This is a genomic window from Deinococcus soli (ex Cha et al. 2016) (assembly GCF_001007995.1).
Taxonomy (GTDB): Bacteria; Deinococcota; Deinococci; order Deinococcales; family Deinococcaceae; genus Deinococcus; species Deinococcus soli.
The window spans coordinates 543,181-564,762 of the sequence record NZ_CP011389.1 but is presented as its reverse complement, the minus strand read 5'-3'; the positions used below and the strand labels follow the sequence as shown (position 1 = coordinate 564,762).

17 protein-coding genes are annotated in these 21,582 nt (G+C 70.9%); 4 read left to right on the top strand and 13 right to left on the bottom strand.

The genetic code is table 11. The features are described from left to right. Positions 1-234: 234 nt before the first annotated feature. The 4 genes from rpoD (at position 235) to SY84_RS02780 (ending at position 5,513) form a co-directional block, all read left to right on the top strand. Positions 235-1,905: an RNA polymerase sigma factor RpoD gene (gene rpoD / locus SY84_RS02795; protein ID WP_046842731.1), complete on the top strand. Its 1,671-nt coding sequence runs from the start codon at positions 235-237 to the stop codon at positions 1,903-1,905. Positions 1,906-2,017: 112 nt separating this feature from the next. Further along, positions 2,018-3,445 carry a DUF4129 domain-containing protein gene (locus tag SY84_RS02790; RefSeq protein WP_046842730.1) on the top strand — a complete coding sequence of 476 codons (1,428 nt, stop codon included), beginning with the start codon at positions 2,018-2,020 and terminating at the stop codon, positions 3,443-3,445. Next, positions 3,442-4,404, top strand: a complete 963-nt coding sequence (locus tag SY84_RS02785; protein WP_046842729.1) for an AAA family ATPase — start codon at positions 3,442-3,444, stop codon at positions 4,402-4,404. Before SY84_RS02790 ends, SY84_RS02785 begins: the two co-directional genes overlap by 4 nt. Then, positions 4,401-5,513 carry a DUF58 domain-containing protein gene (locus tag SY84_RS02780; protein ID WP_046842728.1) on the top strand — a complete coding sequence of 371 codons (1,113 nt, stop codon included), beginning with the start codon at positions 4,401-4,403 and terminating at the stop codon, positions 5,511-5,513. The genes SY84_RS02785 and SY84_RS02780 overlap by 4 nt, the downstream gene beginning before the upstream one ends. A gap of 124 nt (positions 5,514-5,637) precedes the next feature. Here SY84_RS02780 and SY84_RS15735 read toward each other — a convergent pair whose 3' ends face one another. The 13 genes from SY84_RS15735 to SY84_RS02715 all read right to left on the bottom strand — a co-directional run bounded on the left by SY84_RS15735 (position 5,638) and on the right by SY84_RS02715 (position 21,521). After that, positions 5,638-7,179 (bottom strand): glycoside hydrolase family 68 protein, encoded by a 1,542-nt coding sequence (locus tag SY84_RS15735; RefSeq protein WP_052751017.1) that lies wholly within the window; start codon positions 7,177-7,179, stop codon positions 5,638-5,640. Between the two features lie 292 nt (positions 7,180-7,471). Continuing rightward, the gene (locus SY84_RS02770) at positions 7,472-8,665 is read right to left on the bottom strand and encodes a branched-chain amino acid ABC transporter substrate-binding protein (protein WP_046842727.1); all 1,194 of its coding nucleotides are present in this window, start codon (positions 8,663-8,665) and stop codon (positions 7,472-7,474) included. A gap of 259 nt (positions 8,666-8,924) precedes the next feature. After that, positions 8,925-9,989: a cell division protein FtsZ gene (ftsZ, locus tag SY84_RS02765; RefSeq protein ID WP_046844881.1), complete on the bottom strand. Its 1,065-nt coding sequence runs from the start codon at positions 9,987-9,989 to the stop codon at positions 8,925-8,927. Positions 9,990-10,156: 167 nt separating this feature from the next. Beyond that, a complete protein-coding gene (gene ftsA, locus SY84_RS02760; protein WP_046842726.1) occupies positions 10,157-11,503 on the bottom strand; it encodes a cell division protein FtsA in 1,347 nt (448 codons plus the stop codon). Then, positions 11,500-12,183 carry a cell division protein FtsQ/DivIB gene (locus SY84_RS02755; RefSeq protein WP_229755946.1) on the bottom strand — a complete coding sequence of 228 codons (684 nt, stop codon included), beginning with the start codon at positions 12,181-12,183 and terminating at the stop codon, positions 11,500-11,502. The genes ftsA and SY84_RS02755 overlap by 4 nt, the downstream gene beginning before the upstream one ends. Before the next feature lie 104 nt (positions 12,184-12,287). Beyond that, positions 12,288-13,172 (bottom strand): UDP-N-acetylmuramate dehydrogenase, encoded by an 885-nt coding sequence (locus tag SY84_RS02750; protein ID WP_046842725.1) that lies wholly within the window; start codon positions 13,170-13,172, stop codon positions 12,288-12,290. Then, complete coding sequence (gene murC, locus SY84_RS02745; protein WP_162200794.1) at positions 13,169-14,515, bottom strand: UDP-N-acetylmuramate--L-alanine ligase; 1,347 nt, start codon at positions 14,513-14,515, stop codon at positions 13,169-13,171. Before murC ends, SY84_RS02750 begins: the two co-directional genes overlap by 4 nt. Before the next feature lie 110 nt (positions 14,516-14,625). Next, positions 14,626-15,756 carry an undecaprenyldiphospho-muramoylpentapeptide beta-N-acetylglucosaminyltransferase gene (murG, locus tag SY84_RS02740; protein WP_046842723.1) on the bottom strand — a complete coding sequence of 377 codons (1,131 nt, stop codon included), beginning with the start codon at positions 15,754-15,756 and terminating at the stop codon, positions 14,626-14,628. Positions 15,757-15,958: 202 nt separating this feature from the next. Further along, complete coding sequence (locus SY84_RS02735; RefSeq protein WP_046842722.1) at positions 15,959-16,726, bottom strand: AIM24 family protein; 768 nt, start codon at positions 16,724-16,726, stop codon at positions 15,959-15,961. 56 nt (positions 16,727-16,782) lie between these two features. Continuing rightward, a complete protein-coding gene (locus SY84_RS02730) occupies positions 16,783-19,017 on the bottom strand; it encodes an ATP-binding cassette domain-containing protein (protein ID WP_046842721.1) in 2,235 nt (744 codons plus the stop codon). 104 nt (positions 19,018-19,121) lie between these two features. Then, positions 19,122-20,288 carry a pyridoxal phosphate-dependent aminotransferase gene (locus SY84_RS02725; protein ID WP_046842720.1) on the bottom strand — a complete coding sequence of 389 codons (1,167 nt, stop codon included), beginning with the start codon at positions 20,286-20,288 and terminating at the stop codon, positions 19,122-19,124. A gap of 44 nt (positions 20,289-20,332) precedes the next feature. Next, a complete protein-coding gene (locus SY84_RS02720; protein WP_046842719.1) occupies positions 20,333-20,668 on the bottom strand; it encodes a hypothetical protein in 336 nt (111 codons plus the stop codon). Positions 20,669-21,065: 397 nt separating this feature from the next. Further along, positions 21,066-21,521, bottom strand: coding sequence for a hypothetical protein (locus tag SY84_RS02715; RefSeq protein WP_046842718.1), 456 nt, complete (start codon positions 21,519-21,521; stop codon positions 21,066-21,068). Positions 21,522-21,582 lie beyond the last annotated feature (61 nt).

Sequence of the window (21,582 nt, the reverse complement as noted above, 5' to 3'; positions counted from 1 at the left end):
CGCCTGCCCCCCGTCCGGGGGTGGGAACCAGTGGGCGGCCAGCCTCGTATCTCACCTGTTGGCCCGGCGTTCCCCACCAGCTCCCCCCTCCCACGTCATGATCCCGTCACGATGCGGTCCTGGGCGCGTTTGCTAGACTGACGCGTTCAGGTGCCCGGCGCCCGGCACACGGCCCGCCGCCCGGACACCCCCCAACCCACCAGCATTCGCCCCGACCCCACCCCAGGAGGCCGCATGGCAGATTCCACGACCGTCCGCACCCGCAAGAAGATCGACGCCGAGAGCGGCGAACCCAAGGCCGCCGCGCGCGCCCGCGCCCGGGTGGCCCCCGGCACGACGCCCAAACCCGTCACGACCGCCACCAGCCCCATGCCCGCCAAGCCCGCCGCGAAGAAGGCCGCGCCCAAGGCCGACGCGCCCGAACTGGCACAGCCTGCACCCGAAGCGGCCGCGCCCGTCGTGGCCGCCGAGACGGTCGAGGCGCCCAAGAAGGCCCCCGCGAAGAAGGCCGCCCCCAAGGTGGCCAAGGCCGACGCGCCCGAAAAGCCCGCGAAGAAGCCCGCTGCCAAGAAGGCGGACGCCGCCGCCGCTGCGCCTGAAAAGCCCGCCAAGGCCGCCAAGCCCACTGCGCGCGCCGCGAAACCGGCCGCCAAGCCCGCCGCCGCGCCCGTCAAGGGCGGCCAGCCCGAGAAGCCCTACTACGCGCACGCCAGCATTCAGGAACTCCTGAAGGCCGGACGCGCCGCCGGGGTGCTCTCCAGCGAGGACATCGCCACCGCGCTGGCCAGCGCCCTGGAAGCCAACGGCCTGGACCCCGAGAGCCCCGACGCCTTCGAGGACATGCAGCTGTACCTCGCCGGGCAGAACATCGAGGTGCAGGACCTCGACGAGGACGAGGACGACACCGAGGAAGAAGCCGCCGAGGACGGCCCGGCCGCCGCGCAGGACGACGACGAGGAGAAATACTTCGACGACATGCCCCGCGCCGTGTCCAACGACCCGGTCCGCCAGTACCTGCACGAGATCGGCCGCGTGCCCCTGCTGACCCTCGAAGAGGAAATCGCGCTGGCACGTCGCATCGAGGAAGGCGAGGAGGCCCGCAAGGTGCTCGAGGAGGATCTCGAACTCGAGGACCGCGCCCGCCGCCGCCTGATGCGCCAGACCGAGGACGGCGCCGCCGCCCGCCAGGGCCTGATCGAGGCGAACCTCCGACTGGTCGTCAGCATCGCCAAGAAGTACACCGGGCGCGGCCTGGGCTTCCTGGACCTGATCCAGGAAGGCAACCAGGGTCTGATCCGCGCGGTCGAGAAGTTCGAGTACCGCCGCCGCTACAAATTCAGCACGTACGCCACGTGGTGGATCCGGCAGGCCATCAACCGCGCCATCGCCGACCAGGCCCGCACCATCCGCATCCCGGTGCACATGGTCGAGACGATCAACAAACTGACCCGCACCGCCCGCCAGCTCCAGCAGGAACTGTCCCGCGAGGCCACCTACGAGGAGATCGCCGAGGCCATGGGTCCCGGCTGGGACGCCGCGAAGGTGGAGGAAGTGCAGAAGGTCAGCCAGGAACCCGTCTCGCTCGAAACGCCCATCGGGGACGAGAAGGACTCCTTCTACGGCGACTTCATTCCCGACGAGAACCTCGACAGCCCCGTCGAGAACGCCGCCAAGACCCTCCTGAGCGAGGAACTGGAAAAGGCCCTCTCGAAACTCACCGAGCGTGAAGCGATGGTCCTGAAGTTCCGTAAGGGCCTCGTGGACGGCCGCGAGCACACCCTGGAGGAGGTCGGGCAACGCTTCAGCGTCACCCGTGAACGCATCCGCCAGATCGAGAACAAGGCGCTGCGCAAACTCAAGTACCACGAGAGCCGCACGCGCAAACTCCGCGACTTCCTCGACTGAAGTCCGTCCCCTGCGCCGCCCCGCATCCACACCGGATCGGGGCGGCGCCCCTGTCGGCCCGCGGTGACGTGAGGCAACTTCGGCGCCGCCGCGCGCGTATTCTCCGGCAACCATGACCGACCTGACCTCCCCGGTGCCGGACGACCTCGCCGCGCCCCGCACCGGCCCACCTCTGACCGCGTACGGCCTGGCGCTGCTGCCCCTGGGCCTCGCGGGTCTGCTGCCGCTGTGGGGCGTGGCACTCCTGTGCGGCCTGTTCGCGCTGGGCGTCCGCTTTCCCGTGTGGGCGCAGGCCCGCGTGCTCGGCACGCAGCTGATCATCGGGCTGAGCGTGGCGGCGCAGGTGCCCGCCGCGCTCGCGCAGCCCCGGCAGTTGCTGGTCCTGGCCGGGACGTACCTGCTGCTCAGCCTGTCCGGGTTCGCCCTGGGTGCCGGGGCGCACGCCCTGGAGGACGGGCGGCGCCGGGGCCTGCTGGCGCTGCTGCCGGGCCTGCTCGCGCCGCAGCCGGGGCTGATCCTGGCGCTGGCCGGGGGCGCCCTGGCCCGGCCCGCGCGGGACGCCCGCCACGCAGCCCAGACCGCTCCCGGCTGGTGGACCTGGGTGGCGGGCGGCGCCGTGGTCGCCGCGTTGCTCGGCACCCTGCTGCCCATGCCCCGCCCGGACATCGCTGGGGCGTTTACGCCGCCGCTCACGTCCGCCGTCCGGCCGGACACCGCGCAGCAGACGCCCGCACCAGCGGTCCCCTCTGCGCCCTCCAGTTTCGGTACCGGGACCAGCTGGCTCGGCGTGCAGCTCGATGTGGGCGTGCCGCTGCTTCCGCCGGAGCTGGCGCTGGGCGCGGGCCTGATGGGCCTGCTGGCGGCGGCAGGTGTGCCCCAGCTGCGCCGCCGCGCGGGCCGCCCGCCTCACCCGTCCGAGGTCCTCATGGTGGCCGGGCTGGTCCTGACGGGCCTGCTGTGGGTCGTGTCGGCCATCCTGCTGAACCTGGGGGGGCGAGCCCCCAGTCCGGCCGATTCGGGCGCGGCGCCACCCCCGGACGAGGCGGCCCGCATGGCCGAGGCCACCGCCGGACCGGCCTCGCAGGTCATCAGCGTGACCTGGCTTGGTCCGCTGGCGCAGCTCCTGGCACTGGCGGCCCTGCTGATCGTGGCCGCCGTGTTGCTGGCGAACCGCCGCCGCACCGCTGCGCCCGTGACGGTCACCCCGGCCCGTGACGACCGGCCCACCACCTCTGTCCCGCCTGCCCCGCTGCACCGGGTGCGCGCCGCGTACCGGGGGGCGCTGGCGGCCCTGTCGGAGGCCGGTCTGGGCCGCGCCGCGCACGAGACGCCCGCCGGGTACGCCGCGCGACTCGGCGCGCACCACCCACCGCTGGCGGACCCGCTGGGGACCCTGACCGCCCTGTACGAACCCGTCCGCTACGGCGGCCAGCTGACCGACGAGCAGGCCGGGCAGGCCGAGCAGGCCTCCCACGCCGTCCTCCAGATCATCCCGACCCTCCCACCCCTAGATTCCGCCGATCACAAGGACCTGTCATGACCCACACTGCACCCACGCCGGCCTTCGCCCGCTCGATTCTCGACAACGTCGCCCAGGTCCTGGTCGGCAAGGAGGACGTCACGCGGCTCGCGCTGGCGGGCGTCCTGGCCGGCGGGCACGTCCTGCTGGAGGACGCCCCGGGCACCGGGAAGACCATGCTGGCGCGCGCGCTGGCCGTCAGCCTGGGGCTGGACTTCCGGCGCGTGCAGTTCACGCCGGACCTGCTGCCGGGCGACGTGACCGGCGTGAGCGTGTACCGCCCGGACACCCACGAGTTCCGCTTCGTGCCGGGCCCGATCTTCACCGGGGTACTCCTGGCCGACGAGATCAACCGCGCCACGCCCAAGACGCAGTCCGCGCTGCTGGAGGCCATGGCCGAGGGGCAGGTCACGGAGTCCGGCGTGACCCACCCGCTGCCCGCGCCGTTCGTGGTGATCGCCACGCAGAACCCCGTCGAGCACGAGGGCACCTACCGCCTGCCCGAAGCGCAGCTGGACCGCTTCCTGCTGAAACTCTCGGTGGGGTACCCCACGCCGGAGGAGGAGGTGCGGATGCTGGGCCGCCTGCAGGGCGAACATCCCATCGGCGCGCTGCGGGCCGTGACGACCCCGGCGGCGCTGCTGGACGCGCAGGAGGCCGTGCGGCGCGTGTTCGTGTCGGAGCCCGTGCGGGCGTACGTCGCGGGCCTGAGCGCCGCCACGCGGACGCACCCCCTGGTCACGCTGGGCGGCGGGCCGCGCGCCAGCCTGGGCCTGCAGGGCACGGCGCAGGCGCTCGCGTGGCTCGCGGGACGCTCGTTCGTCACGCCGGACGACGTGCAGCGCGCCGCACCGGGCGTGCTGGCCCACCGCCTGAGCCTGCGCATCGAGGCGCGCCTCCAGGGTCAGAGTGCCGAAGGCATCGTCGGCGAGGTCCTGCGCGCCCAGCCGGTGCCGGTCGAGGACGCCGCACACGCATGACGGCGGCGCTGCTGTGGCTGGCCCTGATCGCCGCGGTGACGGGCGGCCTGTGGGTCCTGTCGCGCCGCCCGCCGCACGTGACCGTCACGCGGGAGGTCCCGGGCAGCGGCTTCGAGGGCGGCGGGCTGCCCCTGACCGTCACCGTCACGGTCCGGTCGCGCCGCCCCCTGCGCGTCACGCTCAGCGACCCCACCCCGCGCGGCGTGGTGCCCGGCCATGAACTGACCGCCGCCGCGCTGCACCTCGGGCAGACCACCCAGACCTTCACGACCACCCTGCGCCTGAACCGCCGGGGCCACTTCGGGTGGCCGGGCCTGGACCTCGCCTGGGCGGACCCGCTGGGGCTGTTCTGGCAGCAGACCACCCTGCCCGCCACCACGGCCGTCACCGTGTACCCCGGCACGCACGGCCTGCTCCTGCCGGACCTGCTGCGCCCACTGCTCTCGGAGGGGACCCTGTCGCGCCAGCTGGGCCTGGACGATCCGCTCAGCCTGCGCAGCGCCCGCGAGTACGTCACCGGGGACGCGCCGGGCCGCATCCACTGGCGCCTCAGTGCCCGCCGGGGCGAACTGGTCGTGCGGGAACCCGAACGCACCGCCGCCAGCAGCCTCACGGTCTTCGTGGACGCCAGCGCCGGGGGCAGCACCTTCGTGGACAGCGCCGCCCGCCTGGCCGCCAGCCTCCTGCGCGAGGGCCAGACGCTGGGCCTCCCGGTCGCGGCCGCCGCCGCGGGGCAGGTCACGCCCGCCGGGCGCGCCGCGGACGCCCTGCACGCCGCGCTGCACCTGCTGGCCCGGCTGGAACCCGACCCGGCACCGCCCCGGCTGCCGGTCACGCGCGCCGGGGGGAACCTGATCATCCTGACCGCCCGGCCCAGCGCCGACCTGACCACCCAGGCGCTGCACGCCCGCGCCACCGCCAGCCGCGTCAGCATCGTCGCGCTGCCCGAGGGCTTCTACCTCGAGCCCGGCGAGCAGGCCCGGCGGCAGTGGGCGGGCCTGCCGGACGCCGTGCGGGACCTGGAACGCCGCGCCGCCGTGCTGGCCGAATCCGGCATTCTGGTCTACGTCCTGCGCGGCAACCAGAGCGTCCTGACCCTGGCCGGTTGAGTCGCGGGAGCGGTGGGCAGAGGCCGGATCGCTTCTGCCCACCGCTCCCATGGGTCGTACGGGTTGCGTCTGTTCGTTCTGCTCGGGTTGAAGGCTTTTGCCAACCTTTCAACCGGAGTCCGTATCAGGGGATGATCTGCCCGTAGTTCAGTTCCGACACGAGGGTCGTGGAACTGCCGCTGATGTCGATCTTCAGCGTCTTGCCCAGCGTCCCGCCGAACACGGCCCGTTGCTGCTCGGGGGGCAGGGTGGACACCACGCTGATGTCCTGGTTGCCGATGCCCGGCACGTCCACGAACAGGGTGGTCAGGCCGCCCGGCAGCACGTCGTACGAGTAACTCTGGTAGCGCTGGGTCAGCGGGGTGTTCAGCACCAGTCCGCCGCGGTTCAGCGGCGTGTAGTCGCCGCGCAGCGAGTCGCCCACGAAGCCGTACAGGCCTTCCTCGCCCCGGTCGCGCAGGTCGCCGTACGGCGCGAACTTCCCGATGTGGCTGCTGAAGAACAGATACACCTTGCCGCCTTTCATCACGAGGTGAGGCCGTTCCAGTTCCTGGTTCACGCAGCGGGCCGTCAGCAACGGGTTCAGCAGTTTCCACGCGCCGGGCGCAGTCTCCACCGCCAGACCGACCGCGCCGTTGTGCAGCGGCATCTCGGCGTTCAGCGCGCCCAGGCCAGCGCGGAAGGCCGCGTCGCCCAGATCCTCGGGCTGGCAGGTCTGCTGGGACTTCAGGCCGCCCATGTTCCCGGTGAACAGCACGTACCGTTTCCCGTCGGCCGGGTCCCGGAACGCCCAGGGGTCACGGAAGCCGTACAGCGGCCCCGCATCGGACTGCGCGACCGTCTGGTACAGCGTGCCGTCCGCGCGCAGGATCACGCGGTGCTTCCAGGTGCCGCTGAAGACCACGCGGCCGTTCACGACCTCGGCCTTCACGCCGTCGGCCAGCACGATCCGCTGCTCGAACCCGATCCCGCCCTCGTTCGGGAAGCCGCTGCCGCTCTGCGGGACCAGCTGCCCATCGGCCGTCAGTGCGCCCTGCACGTCGCCGACCTGCTGACGTTCCAGCACCGACGACGGCCCCTGCACCGGGCCCTCGTTCCGCTCACCGGTCGCGGTGTAGTACACCTCCACGCCGCCATCGGCCTTCAGCAGCGCCGAACCGGCCCAGTTGCGCGAGCCGAGCACCACACCTTCCGGGAACAGGTACCCGCCCGGCTGCCAGCTTCGCCCATCGGTGGAATACGAGTAGCGCAGCGTGGCGAGGTCGTGCCGCGCGCCCGGCAGCACGCTGTCGTCCACGCTCAGGTGAATGAGCACGTAGTACGGCGTGCCGTCCGCGGCGCGGACCGTGGCGATCTGCATGTCCTCGGTCTTCAGCGGCCACGTGTCCCACACCCACTGGTCCGGCAGGGTCTTCTGCGAGCCCTGCGGCCAGCTGGTGATCAGCGGCATGGTCGTCTGCGCGGTCTTCTCGGCGTCAGCTGGCATCTGCAGCGCCTCCTGCAGCGTCCAGCGGTCCGTGAACGTTCCCTCGGGGCGGGTATCGGGCGGCGTGGGATCCGGGGTGGGGGTGCCGCCAGGGGCGCAGGCGGCCAGGAGCAGGGTCAGGGTCGCGGCGGTGACGGTGCGGGCGGTACGGGTACGGGCGGGACGGGCAGGTCGTGGCATGACAGGTCTCCGGTCGAAGCACAGGCCCAGAGACAACGTCACCCCGGCGTGCAGGGTGACGCCGGGGCGGGGGAGAGTCAGGCGGACGGATGCGGCGCGGTCCGGTGTGAACTGTGAGGGGCAGTGTGCCCGCAGCCGCCGGGGCCGGGCGTGCCCCGCCCCACAATCTGAACGTTGACCGAACCGCCGCTCCAGTCCCGCTCAAGCCGCCCGGCCCCGCCTGTCAGACGGATCACACCGGGCGGCTTCACTGGGCAGCAGGCAAAGGGGGAGGTCAGGGCCGACGCCGTGCTCAGCGGCGTGCAGGCTGCACGTTCACGCTGGTGCTCAGGCTCAATTTCCCGCCCGTTAGCTTCATGACGTACAGTTTTGCGCTCTGGCGGTCCCCCACCGCGTTGAACTTCACGCTGCCGGACAGTAGACCAGAGTACGTCCCGGTCCGCACCGCCGACTCCACCTGCGTGCGGCTGGGCACCTTCCCGCCGTTGACCTTGGCAGCATTCAGGACGCCCTGTAGCGCCACGCGCGCCGCGTCGTACGCGAACGCCGCGAAGCCCTGCGGGTCACTCCCGAAGGCCTTGCGGTACGACCCGGCGAACGCCCTGGCGGCAGGCAGCGCACTCAGTGGCGCGGACACGGTCGTGTAGTACACGTTCGTGGCGCCCGTTCCGGCCACGCGGGCCAGGGCCGGGCTGTCCAGGCCGTCGCCGCCGACCACGGGAACCGTGACGCCCGCGCCGCGCAGCTGCGAGAGGAACACACCCACCTGGTTGTACACCCCGCCGAAATAGATCGCGTCCGGCCGCTGCAACCTGATCTTGGCGATCACGCCCGAGAAGTCGCTCTTCTCCTCGGTGCCCTCGTTCGCCAGCACCTTCACGCCGCGCGCCTTCAGGGTGTTCTCGACCTCACCGGCCAGGCCCTCGCCGTACGCCGTCTTGTCGTTCAGGACGTACACCCGCTTGGCCTTCAGGGTGCCGGTCAGGAACGTCGCCCCGGCCGGGCCCTGCGCGTCGTCGCGCGGCACGATGCGGCTCACGTTCTTCAGGCCGCGGTCGGTCACCTGATTGGCGGTGCTGCCCGAGTTCACGACCGCCACGTGACTGGCACTCAGCGCGGCGCTGGCGGGAATGGTCACGCCGCTGTTCAGTGCGCCCACCACGGCCAGCACCTGCCGGTCGGCGGCGATCTTGCGCGCCGCGGCCGTGCCGGTCGCCGGGTCGGCCTGGTCGTCGAACGCCACGAGGCTCAGGTCGAAGCCCAGTGTCCTGAACTGCGCCCTGTACTCGTTCACGGCGAGCTGCGCGCCGTTGCGCACCTGCGCGCCCAGGTTGCTGATCGAACCGGACAGCGGGCTGATCGTCGCGAGTTTCACCGGGGTCAGCTTCGCGGCGGTCTGGGCGTGGGCGCCGGTCCCCAGGGTCAGCAGGGTCAGGGGGGCCAACAGGGACAGGGTCAGGATGCGGTGTGCGGGAACTCGCTGCATGGGGGAACTCCTTGACGACACCCGCCGCGTGGGCAGGTTCGGGGGTGTGAGGACAGGAAACGCGGGACGCGCCGGTGCGCCGCCGGTACTGGCCGTTCAAGATAGGCGCCCCAGCCGCGCGGGCGGACGGATGTCCGGACAAATGCCGGGGCGTGAAGGCCGGTGTGTCTACACAGCTTCACTGGCCCGGTTCGCCGCACAGACGGCCCACACAAGGAAAAACCCCCACCGCGCGGGTGGGGGAGAGGCAATATGACGGTCAGTCGCGGTCCACGTTGCGCAGGAACGCCGGGATGTCGTAATCCTTCGGGTCGTAGCTGCTGCCGCCGCGCACGGGCTTGACGATCGTGTCGATCACGCTGGAGCGCAGGCCGCCCGCCACGGTCACCGGCATGTCGTTGAAGCCGGTGGCGATCACGGTGACGCGCACCTCGTCCCCGGCGTCCTCGTCGGGCGTGATGCCGAACAGGATGTCGGGTTCCTCGAAACCGGTCGCCTCGCGGATCTTCTCGACGATCTCGTTCGCGTCGGTCATGCTCAGGTCGTAGCTGCCGGTCACGTTCACCAGGATGCGCCGCGCGCCCTCGATGCCGCGTTCGAGCAGCGGGCTGTGGATGGCGCTCATGGCGGCCTCCTCGGCGACCTTCTCGCCGCGCCCCGCGCCGATGCCCATCAGGACCGTGCCGCTGTTGGCGAGCAGGTTGCGCACGTCCGCGAAGTCCAAGTTGATCATGCCCTCGACGTTGATCACGTCGCTGATGCCCTTCACGCCGTAGTACAGCACGCGGTCGGCGATCAGGAACGCCTCGCGGAACGAGACCTTCTTGTCCACGGCGGTCAGCAGCTTCTCGTTGTTCACGACGATCATGCCGTCCACGCGGTCGGCGAGCTTGCTGATGCCTTCCTCGGCGACGCGCAGGCGCTTGGGGCCCTCGAACTTGAAGGGCCGCGTCACGATGGCGACCGTCAGGATGCCCATCTCGCGGGCGATCTCCGCGACGACCGGCGCGCTGCCGGTGCCGGTCCCGCCGCCCATCCCGGCGGTGATGAACAGCATGTCGGTGCCCTCGAGGTACTCCTTGATGCGCTCGCGGTCCTCCAGGGCGGCCTTCTCGCCCACCTCGGGGTCCGCGCCGGCGCCCAGGCCGCGTGTCAGGCGGTCCCCGAGCTGAATGCGGATCTCCGCGTGACTCTTGGCGAGCACCTGCGCGTCCGTGTTCCCGGCGATGAACTCCACGCCCTCAAGTCCCGATTCAATCATGCGGTTGACGGCATTGTTGCCCGCCCCGCCCAAGCCGATCACGCGAATTCTGGCCGCTTGCATCATCTCTCCTTACCACGACCCGACCCGAACAGCAGGCCGGTGTCGTTGACTGCGTTGCAGTTTAGCGCACGATATCAGGCCCGCACGCCCAGCATGTGACCCCACCAGAAACCGGGAGCGGACCCCGGCGTGCAGAGTCCGCTCCCGTGACCGCCGCAATGGGCGGGTTACATCCAGTCCTTGAACCAGTTGCGCATCCGCTCGGTCAGGCTGGGGCCCTGCTTGTCCTTCTCGCGGTTCTGTTCGCGCGGGGCGGGTGCCGCCCGCACCTCGGGCACCTCGGGGGTGGTCGGCGCGGGCGCCGTCACCTGCGGCGCGACCGGGGTCGCGGCCGGGGCCATGTCGCCGTACACGAGGTGCGGCAGGCGGCCGTCCTCGGCCATGCCGTACAGCACCAGTCCGACGCTCCCGGCGTGCCCGGGTCCGCTGACGATGTCGGTCAGGCCGCCGATGCCGCGCGGGCGGCCCACCCGCACCGGCAGGCGGAAGCGGTCCCGGGCGAGTTCCGGCGTGCCGCGCAGCAGCGCCGCGCCGCCCGTGAGGATCACGCCGTTCGCCACGAGTTCGACGGGCCCGAGGGTCTGGTCGATCTCGTCGCGGATCATGCCGAAGATCTCCGCGAGGCGCGGCTTGATGATCCGCGACAGCTCGAACGCCGTGATGGCGTGCGTGCTGCCGGACGACGTCGTGATCTCCAGCGTCAGGTCCTGGTCGGCCAGTTCCGGCAGGGCCGCGCCGTAGCGGCGCTTGACGTTCTCGGCCTCCTCGGCCGGGATCTTCAGGATCTGCGAGAGGTCCGCCGTGACGTGATCCCCACCGATCGGGATGCACGCCGAGTGCGCGAGGTTCCCGCGTTTAAACACGGCCACGTCGGTCGTGCCGCCGCCCATGTCCACCACGATGACCGTCTGCGCCTGCTCGGCGGCCTCCAGGGTCGCCAGCCCGCTGGCCAGCGCATGCAGCGCGAAGCCCTCCACGCGCAGCCCGGCCTCCTGCACGCAGCGGCGCAGATTCAGCAGCGGTCCCGCCGTCCCGGCCACGATGTGCACGTCCACTTCCAGGCGCACGCCGTGCATGCCGACCGGGTTCTTGATGCCCTCCTGACCATCCACGACGTACTCCTGCGGGAGGGTGTGGATGATCTCCAGGTTGGGATCGAGCGGCACCGCGCGGGCGTTCTCGATGGCGCGGTCCACGTCGCCCTGACCGATTTCCTGGTTGCGGCGGATCGCGGCCAGCCCGTGGCTGGTGATGGCCTTGGCGTGGTTGCCCGCGACCGTGACGTACACGGACTCGACCTTCACGCCGCTGACCCGCTCGGCGCTCTGGACGGACTGCTTGATGGCGTGCGTGGCCCGCTCGAGGTTCACGACCGAGCCGCGCTTCATGCCCTCGCTGGGCACGGTGCCTTCACCGATGATGTCGACGCTGCCGTTCGGACCGACCTCGCCGATCACGGTGGTGATTTTGGTCGTCCCGATGTCCAGGCCGACGATGATGCTGTTCTCTTTCATTCCTGGACGCTCACCCCCCAGGGGTAGATGTAAATGTCACGGTCTGGATACATGCTGATGCTCCCAGCATACTTCACGAGGGCGTTCAGGTCGCCACTCCAGACCGAGCCGGTCTTGAGTTTCACGCGCACGCCCGACGGCGTGTACGTGACCGTCCGCACAGTGTAGCGGCCCAGGGTGTCCAGCAGCCCCAGAACCTCCGGGACGCGGTCAGGCCCCCAGCCGCTGATCAGCGGCAGCCCCCCCGTGCCGGTCGCGGCCGGCAGGACTGTCCCGTCGCGCGCCACGGCCACCACCTCCCCGGTGCGCCGCTGCCAGCGGGCACGCGGGACCCGCTCGGTGACCGCGATGGCCACGCGGTCCGGGAAGGTGCGCGTCACCACCGCCGACTGCACCCACGGACTGTCCAGCAGGCCCCGCGCGCGCCACGCGCCGTAGTACAGCCAGCCGAAGGGGGAGCCCTCCAGGCCCGCCAGTTCCCGCACGCGCGCCTCGCTCAGGCGGACGTTGCCGCTGACCGACACGGTCTTCACCGGCAGCGCGAACCACGCGCCCACCCCGGCCCCCACCACGAGCGCCGCCGCCAGGGCCGCCCACAGGGGACGGCGCGAGCGGCGGCGCGGGGCAGATGCAGCAAGAGATTCAGCAGCGTCAGCTCCGGACGGCGCAGGGTCCGGCACGGTACCCGGAGCAGGATCGTGACCCGGAACAGCAGGGCCGGTCCGGGAACCGGTCGGCGAGGAGGCGGGCGGCACGCGGCGGTTCAGGGGGCGCTGCGGCCCGCTCACGCGTTCCCCGGCGCGGGCCACAGTTCGTACTCCAGTTCCATCGGCACCGGGACGCGCTCGCGGATCAGGCCCAGCAGCGCGTGCACGTCCGCGGCGGTCGCGCCGCCCAGGTTCACGATGAAGTTCGCGTGCTCCGGCGCGATCAGCGCGTTCCCCACGCGGGAACCCTTGAGGCCCGCCTCGTCGATCAGCTTCCCGGCGCTCACGCCGCCCGGGTTCTTGAACGCGCAGCCCGGCGTCTTCATCTTCGGCTGGCCCTTACGGGCCTGATCCGCGAAGTCCATCTTAGCCAGGACCTCTTCGGGCGCGGCGCGGCGCAGTTTCAGGCGCACGCGGGTCACGATGTGGTTGCGCGGAATGCCGCTGTCGCGGTAGCCCCAGTTCAGGTCGTCCGGCGTGACCTGCCGCGTGCCCTCGGGCGTGACGATCTCCAGGGTGTGCAGCCCGTCGAACATCTCGCCGTAGCGGGTCCCGGCGTTCATCCACACCGCGCCGCCCACCTGCGCGGGAATGCCGACGGTGCCCTCCAGGCCGCTCAGGCCCAGCTTCTGCAACTGCCGGATCAGGCCGGGCAGGGGCACGCCGCCGCCCACCCAGCCGGTCACCACCCAGGGGTCTTCGCTCAGGTGCGGATCGGGGGTCAGGTCACGCTCGGCGAGTGCGCCGCTCAGGCGGATCACGCGCTCCGGCACGCCCTCATCGGCGATCACGAGGTTGCTGCCACCCCCCAGGATGCGGTAGGGCTGCTCCATGGCCTCGCGCAGCTGCTCGTGCGTCTCGACGAACCACACCTCGGCCTCGCCGCCCACGCCCAGGGTCGTGAAGCGCGACAGGGGCAGCCGCTCCACGCGCGCGCCCGTGCGGCTGAGCAGGGCGGTCACAGCGTCCCCACCAGTTCGCGCGACAGTTTCCACACGTCGCCCGCGCCCATCGTGACGATCAGGTCGCCGGGTCCGGCGGTCTCGCGCAGCACGCGCAGCACCTCGGTGCGGTCGGGCAGGTAGTGCACGCCCGCGTGGCCCCCGGCGCTCATGCGGTCACTGATCAGCGTGGCGTGAATGCCGGGAATGGGGGTTTCACTTGCCGCCGCGATGTCCAGCAGCAGCACCTCGTCCGCGTCCATCAGTGCGTCCGCGAGTCGCGGCCAGGACTGCTGCGTGCGCAGGTACCGGTGCGGCTGGAACACCACCCTCACGCGCCGCCCCGTCTGCCGGGCCGCCTGCACCGCCGCCGCGACCTTCGTGGCGTTGTGCGCGTAATCGTCGATGACGAGCGCACCGTTGAGTTCCCCGATGCGCTGCCAGCGCCGCCCCGGTCCCCGGAACTCCGCCAGGGCCGCCGCCGCGCGCGGCACGTCCCCGCCGTGCAGGTCCACGACCGCCAGCGCCGCCAGCGCGTTCAGGACGTTGTGCAGGCCCGGCAGCGCCACGCGCGCCTCGGCCAGCGGCTCGCCCCGGCGCAGCACCGTGAAGGTCGTGCCGTCCGCGTCCGGGCGCAGGTTCGCGGCGCGGTAGTCGGCCCCCTCGGCCTGCCCGTAGGTCAGGCGCTCACGGGCGCCCCCGCACAGGGCGTCCAGGCCCGGCCAGTCGGCGCACAGCAACACCCGATCCGACTGCGTCACGAAGCGCGCGAAGGCCGCGTGCTGTTCCTCCACGGTCTCCCAGTAGGTGGCCTGATTGCCGCCCACGTGGTCGTCCTCGGCGTTCGTGAACACCGCCGTGCCCGCCCCCAGCGCCGCGAAGCCCTTGTCGCTCTCGTCCACCTCGGCCACGAAGGGACCGCTGCCCGTGCGGGCGTTGCTGCCGAACTCCGGGACGATGCCGCCCACGAACGCCGACGGGTCAAGGTTCGCCCCGGCCAGCGCCACGGCGATCATGCTCGTCGTGGTGGTCTTGCCGTGCGTGCCGATCACCCCGATGCTGGTTCCGCCACGCAGCAGCGCGTCCAGCAGGGCCATGCGCGGCCGGATCTCCACGCCCGCCGCGCGCGCCGCCACGAGTTCCGGGTGATCCTTCGGAACCGCTTCCGATGCCACGAGGACATCGATCCGGCCGAAAGGCTCGTCGGTCACGTGCGACGCCGAATGCTCCGGCGCGACCGGAATGCCCTCCTGTGACAGGCGCGCCGTGAGGTCGGTGACGTGCTCGTCACAGCCGCTCACGCGGTGGCCCTGCGCGGACAGCAGCCGCGCGAAGGCACTCATGCCGATCCCACCGGCCCCCATCAGGTGATAATGGAGGGCTTCGGGACGGGAAGAATCGATTGGGGACGCCGCGGCCACGCCGGGCGGGAAAACAGCTTCAGGAAAGTCAGTCATGGGAAGAGTGCGGCCCACTAACGCAGGTGCCGTTCGATCAGGTCCGCGAACCGCCCCGCCGCACCCGTCTGGGCCCGCCCGAGCGCCGCCTCTCTCATCGAGGCGCGCGTCCCCGCTGCCGCACACTCTAACACCGCCCGCCCCAGCGCTTCTGACGCGCGTCGCTGCTCCACCACCACACCCGCACCCGCCGCCTGCACCGCCTGAGCGTTGTGGAACTGATGGTTCTCCGCGGACTCGGGCAGCGGCACCATGACCAGCGGCACCCCGTGGAACGCCGCCTCCGCCAGCGTGCTCGTCCCCGCACGTGTGATCGCCAGATCCGCCACAGACCAGGCCGCCACCGCGTCCACGTACCCGGCCGCCTCGAACCACTCCAGGTCCCGCACACCCGGCGCGACCTCCGCGATCCAGCGCGGCCCGGTCGAGTGCAGCACCTGCACCCCACCCCGGCCCGCGCCGGTGAAGTCCAGATCCACCACGCCCGGCGCGGGCGGCGGCAGCAGGCCCTCGGGGCCGAACACGTGCCGCAGCACGTCGGGCACCGTCTGGTTCAGGAACAGCGACCCCTGTGATCCGCCCATCACGAAGATCGTCAGCGGTCCCTCCTGGAGCCCCAGCCGCGCCAGCGCCTCCGCGCGGGGCAGGCGTTCCTCGCGCACCGGCATGCCCACCATGGTCGCTAACTGCGCCTCCAACCCGATCACGCGCTCGTACGCCGTGCCCACCGCCCGGGCCTTGCGCACCGCCAGCCGCTGCGTCAGACCCAGCCGCGCGTTCTGCTCGTGCAGTACGGTCGGTACGCCCAGACTCTGCGCGGCCAGCACCCCCGGCAGGCTCGCGAACCCCCCGTACCCGACCACCACGCCGGGCTTCAGGCGGTTCAGGACCGAGCGCGCCTGCAACACGCCCTGCCCGGCCCGCAGCAACTCACGCGGGTCCGGGCGGCCCTGCCCGCTGCGCGCCAGCTTCCCGGCGTCCACGCCCTCGAACGGCAGGCCCTGCTCGCGCGACACACGTTCCTCCATGCCGCCCCGCTGTCCCAGCAGCAGCACCTCATGCCCGCGCCGCGACAGCTCCCGCGCTGTCGCCACCGCCGGATAGATGTGCCCCCCCGTGCCCCCCGTCGCCATCACAACCAGACTCATCGCGGGCGAGTCTAGCCCGTCAGGGTGGTGGGGGGTGGGCGGGAGGAAGTGGGAGGTGGTGAGTGGGAAGTGGAAACCGCGCCGCTCAGTCGGGAGCGGTCATGGGACAACCGCAGGAAGGGGAGACGCCCACGCTACGTTGCCTCCCCCCAGGACATGGGGCGGGTCATCGGGCCGACCCACTCCCCACTACGTCCCCCGCTCAGTCGAACAGGTCGCCCAGGCTCTTGCCCACGCTGCCGCCGTGGCTGTCGCCGCCGAGCATCCCGGCCTCGAACTCCTCGTACGGCTGCACGACCACGAACCCGTCGCCCTGGAAGACCATCTGGTACGTCTCGCCGCCGCCCCGGCCGAACATGCTGCGCATGCTGGAATCCATCCGCAGCTGCGGCTGCAGGTTCCCGCTCCAGGCGATCGTGGCGTTCGGATCGGTGAAGATCGGCTCCTGCGGCGTCACGCGCAGCGTCAGCGGCTTGCCGTGACTGAGGATCGCGACCATGCCGTGCCCCTGCACGCGCACGCTGAACAGCCCGCCGGCCGCCATGCCCGCGATGCGGCGCTGCATGGTGATGTCGTACTGCACGGTGTCCTCGAAGGCCAGCAGGTCGTTGCCGTTCACGTTCAGCGCGTCGCCCTGAAGGCGCAGGATCTGCACCTCCTTGCCCTGATCGGCCAGGTACGCCACGCCGCGCCCCTCGATCTTGGCCAGGGGGCTCATCTCCTGCGACACGGCGCGCTTCAGGGCCTTCATCAGGCCGCCCTCCAGCATGCCTTCGCGCGTGAACGAGAGGTTGCCCTTGTAGGCGACCATCGCGCCCAGCTTGCTCCAGATGCGGCCGTTGACCTTCACCTCCAGCATCTTGCTGCTCTCCAGCTCAAAGACCTCGCCGGGATTGTCCCGCTCGGCGGTCTGCGCGATGAAGTCACGGAGGCTGTAGGTGCCGTCACTGCCCGGGTGCATATTCGTCATACGAAGCCACAGTACGACGCCCCACGCACCCGGGTTCCCGGTGGCTAGCGTCTGGATCAGAGATACCGTGCCGTGACCGAGCGCTCCACGCTGCGCAGCCCCGCCGGGGGGCCGCTGTACAGCACCTCGCCGCCCGCGCGTCCGCCCTCCGGGCCGAGGTCGATCAGCCAGTCCGCCTGCCGGATCACGTCCAGCTGGTGCTCGATCAGGATCACGGTGTTCCCGCCGTCTACCAGCCGGTCAATGATGCCCAGCAGCAGCCCGATATCGCTCAGGTGCAGGCCCGTGGTGGGTTCATCCATGACGTACACGCTGCCTTTCTTGTGCAGTTCAGTCGCGAGTTTCAGGCGCTGCGCCTCGCCGCCCGACACGGTGCTCAGCGGCTGCCCCAGCGTCAGGTAGCCCAGGCCCACATCCGTCATGGCCTGCAGCACCGCCCGCACGGGCTTCTCGGTGAAGAAAGCCAGGGCGTCCCCGGCGGTCATGTTCAGCACGTCACTGATGGACTGCCCGCGCAGCTGATGGCGCAGCACGTCCGGGCGGAACCGCTGGCCCTCGCAGACCTCGCACACGGTCGAGATGCCCTCCATGAACGCCAGGTCCGTGTACACGACGCCCAGCCCCGCGCAGTTCGGGCAGCTGCCCTCCGAGTTGAAGCTGAACAGCGACGGACTCTGCCCGCTGGCCTTCGCGAACGCCTTGCGGATCGGGTCCATGATGCCCGTGTACGTGGCGGGCGCCGAGCGGCTGTTCGTGGTCACGCGCGACTGATCCACGACCACGGCGTCCGGGTGAAGCGGCAGGAACACGTCGTGAATGAGGGTACTCTTGCCCGACCCGGCCACGCCGGTCACGACCGTCAGGACGCCGGTAGGGATGTCCACGGTCACGTCCTTGAGGTTGTGCAGGCGCGCGCCCGCCACGTGCAGCCACCCGGTCGGGGCGCGCACCTGCGCCTTCAGCGGCAGCGGCTGCCCCAGATGCCGCCCGGTCAGGGTCCCGGCCTCCAGCAGCGCCGCGACCGGACCCTGAAACACCACCTCGCCGCCCCGCGCGCCCGCCCCCGGGCCGAGATCCACCACGTGATCGGCCGCCAGGATCACGTCCGGGTCGTGCTCCACGACCAGCACCGTGTTCCCCTTGTCGCGCAGCGCGCCCAGCAGCCCGGTCAGGCGCGACACGTCCCGCGCGTGCAGGCCCACGCTGGGCTCGTCCAGGATGTACAGCATGTCGGTCAGGCTGTTGCCCAGGTGCCTTACCAGCTTCAGGCGCTGCCCCTCACCGCCGGACAGCGTGGCCGTCTCGCGGCTCAGGCTCAGGTACCCCAGACCAATCTCCACGAGGTGCGACAGCCGCTGCGCGAGGTGCCCCGCCACGCGCGCCGCCGCCGGGTCACTCAGACCGCGCAGGAAGGCCAGCAGCTCGGTGGCCTCCAGGTCCGCGAGTTCCGCAATATTACAGCCCTCGATGCGCGAGGCGAGCGCCGCCGCGTTCAGGCGGGCCCCGCCGCAGACCGGGCAGGTGCCGCCCGTGACGAACTGCTCGAACACCGCGCGGCTCCGGTCGGACATGGCCGCCGCGTCCTTTTTCAGGTACATCCGCTCAAAGCGGTCCACCAGCCCCTCGTACGTCATGTTGATCTCGCCCAGCGACACCTTCAGGTCCCGCCCGTGCAGCAGCAGGTGCAGGTCGTGCTCGGAGTAGTCCTGCACGGGCCGGTCGAGGTCGAACAGGCCACTCAGGGCGTACGTCTTCCACAGCCACTTGCCGGGTTTGAAATCCGGGTGCTGGATGGCCCCGCCGTTCAGCGAGAGGCTGCGGTCCAGCAGGCGGTTCAGGTCGAGCTGCGTGGTGCGACCGATCCCCTCGCACTCGGGGCACATGCCCTGCGGCGTGTTGAACGAGTACGCGAACGCCGGGCCCGCCGACGGCAGCCCCGCGCGGGAGAACAGCACCCGCAGCGGCGCGGCGATGTCCGTGTACGTGCCCACCGTCGAGCGCGCCCCGCCCCCCACCCGCTTCTGGTTGATGACCACCGGGGCGTTCAGGTTCGCCACGCGGTCCACGTCCGGCTGGCCGTAGTGGGGCAGGAAGCCCTGCACGAACGCGGTGAAGGTCTCGTTCAGCTGCCGCTGCGCCTCGGCGGCCAGCGTGTCGAACACCAGCGAGGACTTCCCGGACCCCGATACGCCCGTGAAGACGGTCAGCTGCCGCTTGGGGATGTCCAGTGAGACGTTCCGCAGGTTGTGTTCGCGCGCGCCGCGCACCTCGATAAAAGCCCGGTCGGTCATGGGTGTTCCTCCTTAGACCCCCAGCGTCTCTGAGCAACATGTGAAGATCCCCCACGGGAGAGCTTCATGGAAGATTTATCGAAGGGGAACCCCCTGACCTCCGCTCAGCCGTTCAACAGCCCGCCAATGCGGCGCAGCACCTCCTCAATATTCGCCATGCTCGTGGCATAGCTCAGGCGCACCTGCCCCGGCGCCGCAAAATCCGTGCCTGGCACGACCGCCACCCGCGCGTCATCCAGGATGCGCCGCGCGGCCTCCAGCTCGTCGGCGTGCAGGGGCGTCGTGTCGGCCATCACGTAGAACGCCCCCTGCGGCGTGGGTGTGCGCAGCCCCAGCGCGTTCAGGCCCGCCACGATCCGGTCCCGCCGCTCACGGTACGCCACGCGGGCCATCTCCACGAACGCCGCCGTGTGCGCGTGGTCCGACAGGGCCGCCAGCGTCGCGTACTGAGACACGCTGCTCGCGTTGCTCGTGCTCTGCGATTGCAGGGCGTTCATTGCGGCGATCACGCCCTTCGGGCCGCCTGCGTACCCGATGCGCCACCCCGTCATCGCGTACGCCTTGCTGGCCCCGTTGATCGTCAGCGTGTGCTCCGGTGCAAATGTGCCGATACTGACCTGCTCGGCGTCATACACCAGATGCTCGTACATCTCGTCCGTCACGATCACCAGGTTGTGTTTCTGCGCCATCGCCGCCACCGCGCGCAACACCTCCGGCGGGAACACCGCCCCGGTCGGGTTCCCCGGGCTGTTCAGCACGATCATCCGCGTCCGGGGCGTCACGCGGGCCTCCAGTTCCTCCGGATTGAGCAGGAAGCCCGACTCCGGCGTGGTCGGCACTGCCACCGGCACCGCGCCCGTCAGCGCCACCATCTCCGGGTAGCTCACCCAGTACGGCGCCGGGATCAGCACCTCATCCCCGGGGTTCAGCAGCGCGAAGAACGCGTTGAACAGGGCCTGCTTCCCCCCGCTCGTGACCGTCACCGCGTCCGGCGCGTAGCTCAGGCCGTTCTCCCGGGCGAACTTCGCGCTGATCGCCTCGCGCAACTCCGGGATGCCGTTCACGGCCGTGTACTTCGTCTTCCCTGATTCAATGGCCGCGATGGCCGCGGCCTTGACGTGGTCCGGCGTGTCGAAATCCGGCTCGCCGACGCTCATGCTGATCACGTCCACGCCCTGCCGCCGCAACTCCAGCGCGCGGCTCGTCACCGCCACCGTCGAGGAAGGCTTCAGGCTCAGGGCACGCTCGGACAGCTGAAAGGGGCCACTCATACCCCGCAGGGTACAGGCGGCCCACACAGTCGGCAGCGAGAGGTTTAGAAGCGGTACGTCACGCCCAGGCGCAGACTGGGCGACACCAGCGTCAGATCACGGGGCGGCGTGGGCGCCTGCCCCGGCGGGGGCGCCACGAAACCGGTGAAGGCGTCCCGCACCACCGTGTACCGCATGCCGCCCTCCACGAAGAAGCCCAGATCCGGGCGCGTGCGGCTGCGGTACCCGCCAACCACCCCGGCCCGCCAGCCTCCCTGACCCGCCAGGAACAGTCTAGCGGACGGTCCGCCGTAGACGCCCACGTCCGCGCCGCTGAACAGAAGGTCGGCCGATACGACCGGTCCCACGAGCAGCAGGCCGTCCACACCCAGGCGCGGCACAGCCGTCAGCGTGCCGACCCTGCCCACCGGGTCAGCAACAGATCGGCCAGGGCTGCGGCGCGTGAAGACATATTGAGGATTCTCATGCTGGGTGCAGGCTATCAACCCTACCCCCTGCGGCGTGCCTTATCGGACGCCCAGGGTCTCTGCGCGGTGCATGGGGTCGATCTGACAGCGGTTTCCAGTTCCATTAAAGCGCTAAAACCACGCCCTCCATTTCCACTTCCAACCGCTGTCTTTTTCATATGCTCGCGCTGCTCGTTCAGGAGTAGTGAAGGCTCCCTTAGAGACTCCTGAATTCTGCTGTCAGGCTTCCTGAACCGGGCAGCGCGACTCCCCGGGGGAGGCGGAGTTGAAGGGCGCGCCGCTGGCCTTCCAACGCAACTGGAAACTGCGGTCAGAACCGGTACGTGAGGCCCAGGTGCAGGGTGGGCAACACTTCCAGGTGCGGTTGCTTGATCCGGCCCCGCAGTTGCCCCTCAATGAACCAACCGAGCGGGCCGCTGCCGTACTCGCCCCGCACGCCACCGGTTACGTTGCCCACGAGAATCGGGTCTCCGAAGAGTCCGGCGCCCGGACCGGCGTACCACACGACGTTCCCCCGCGGCCAGGTGTAGAGCGCGTTCAGGTTCACCTGGAGGGGCGTTGTGCCGTCCGTGCCCGGCATCCAGCGGGTGTAGACCGCCCCGAACTGCGCGCGCAGGTCCACGCGCCCCAGCGGCAGGCTGGCCCCGACGCCCGCCGTGGGGAACACCATGAATTCAAGGCCGCTGTGCGTCCACAGCAGGGGCGCCCGCCCGGCTGACTGGGCCTGGGACGGCGTGGCGAACAGCAAGGCGGCCAGCGCGACCACACGTGAAGAAAGCTTAAGATTCCTCATTCTGTGCGCAGGGTGGCAGCCGAGAGATCGCCAG

Bases quoted from the DNA above. Each gene is read 5' to 3' on its own strand.
- rpoD (WP_046842731.1), top strand. From the start codon at position 235: ATGGCAGATTCCACGACCGTCCGCACCCGCAAGAAGATCGACGCCGAG.
- SY84_RS02790 (WP_046842730.1), top strand. From the start codon at position 2,018: ATGACCGACCTGACCTCCCCGGTGCCGGACGACCTCGCCGCGCCCCGC.
- SY84_RS02785 (WP_046842729.1), top strand. From the start codon at position 3,442: ATGACCCACACTGCACCCACGCCGGCCTTCGCCCGCTCGATTCTCGAC.
- SY84_RS02780 (WP_046842728.1), top strand. From the start codon at position 4,401: ATGACGGCGGCGCTGCTGTGGCTGGCCCTGATCGCCGCGGTGACGGGC.
- SY84_RS15735 (WP_052751017.1), bottom strand. From the start codon at position 7,179: ATGCCACGACCTGCCCGTCCCGCCCGTACCCGTACCGCCCGCACCGTC.
- SY84_RS02770 (WP_046842727.1), bottom strand. From the start codon at position 8,665: ATGCAGCGAGTTCCCGCACACCGCATCCTGACCCTGTCCCTGTTGGCC.
- ftsZ (WP_046844881.1), bottom strand. From the start codon at position 9,989: ATGCAAGCGGCCAGAATTCGCGTGATCGGCTTGGGCGGGGCGGGCAAC.
- ftsA (WP_046842726.1), bottom strand. From the start codon at position 11,503: ATGAAAGAGAACAGCATCATCGTCGGCCTGGACATCGGGACGACCAAA.
- murC (WP_162200794.1), bottom strand. From the start codon at position 14,515: ATGGGGGCCGGTGGGATCGGCATGAGTGCCTTCGCGCGGCTGCTGTCC.
- murG (WP_046842723.1), bottom strand. From the start codon at position 15,756: ATGAGTCTGGTTGTGATGGCGACGGGGGGCACGGGGGGGCACATCTAT.
- SY84_RS02735 (WP_046842722.1), bottom strand. From the start codon at position 16,726: ATGACGAATATGCACCCGGGCAGTGACGGCACCTACAGCCTCCGTGAC.
- SY84_RS02730 (WP_046842721.1), bottom strand. From the start codon at position 19,017: ATGACCGACCGGGCTTTTATCGAGGTGCGCGGCGCGCGCGAACACAAC.
- SY84_RS02725 (WP_046842720.1), bottom strand. From the start codon at position 20,288: ATGAGTGGCCCCTTTCAGCTGTCCGAGCGTGCCCTGAGCCTGAAGCCT.